Genomic DNA, 1,048 nt, shown 5'->3' with positions numbered 1-1,048 from the left:
AGCAAGAAGAAGGCGAGCAGTGGCAGTGGTGAAGGCCCGGTCCGAGCCTGCCGCTGCGGCAAGCGCCCCAAGCTCGTCAAGGGTATGAAGCCCACGGGCCTGGGAGGCATCCCCGGCCGCCGCAACCTCACCATGCCGTCTACGCCGGCGCCCAAGGGCTGGCTGAAGACCCTGCCACCACCGCCCAACCCCGGGCCCGCTCCCAAGCCTGAGGCCAACAAGGGCTGGTTCGACAAGGTGCTCGACGTGATCGGCATCGGAACAACCGAGACCAATACGATCGGGGGGTGCCTGAGTATCTCGGCCGGAGCAGGTTTGATGGGGTCGATCGAAATGTGCATGCTCGTCGGCCAGAATGCCGACGGGCAATGGGACGTCGGTGGCAGCTTCTCCCCTGCAATCTCGGGCGTAGGCGGTGGCGCCTCACTTGACGTCACTTCGCTGAGTAGCAACGCGGACTCGCTGGATCAGCTCAGGGGTTGGGGTTGGGACAAGGAGCTCTCCGGGCACTACGTTGTGGGGGCTCTGGTCAATCACGAGAGCTCGTTCAACCTTGACGGCTCCTGGGTCCGCAACAGCAAGGGGGAGCCAGTCTGGGCAGTACAGCCCGGAGGCGGGGTCGGCGTCGAGGCTGGTGTGGAAACGGGTATTAATTACACCTGGGGCTGCTCCGTCAGGCTGGGATGCAGCTGACGGACGATCGTGGTTGGTCCCGGCGCCGGACGGCGCTGGGACCAACCGGTGAAATCTTGGTACATGGAAGGGACCCTGCAGTGAGTTCTGTTCTTCCCCTGCTTCTCGGTCTAGCCTGTCTGTTCATTGGTTGGGCTGTAGTGACGAACCACCGTGGCTTCGCCGACAGGGTCCTCTCCTCGAAGATCAATCTGATGCCAGACGACGAGCACAGCCCCTGGGTCTTCAAAGTTGTGGGCTGCGGAGCCATTGCGATCGGCACTTTTGGTACGCTATTCGGAATAGTCTTCCTGATTTTTTCGTGAAGAGGTTGCGGTAGTGGAAGTTCTAGCCACCTCGATGAGTGCGATCACCA

General features: G+C 61.8%; 1 protein-coding gene. It reads left to right on the top strand.

All coding sequences use genetic code 11. The annotated features are described in order from the left end of the window. Positions 1-693 (top strand): hypothetical protein (locus ABD207_RS31965; protein WP_344016817.1); only part of this gene is annotated, 693 nt, incomplete at its 5' end. Between the last annotated feature and the right edge of the window lie 355 nt (positions 694-1,048).

It is taken from the genome of Streptomyces thermospinosisporus (assembly GCF_039526425.1).
GTDB lineage: Bacteria > Actinomycetota > Actinomycetes > Streptomycetales > Streptomycetaceae > Streptomyces > Streptomyces thermocarboxydovorans.
This window is presented reverse-complemented; position numbering and strand designations above follow the sequence as displayed.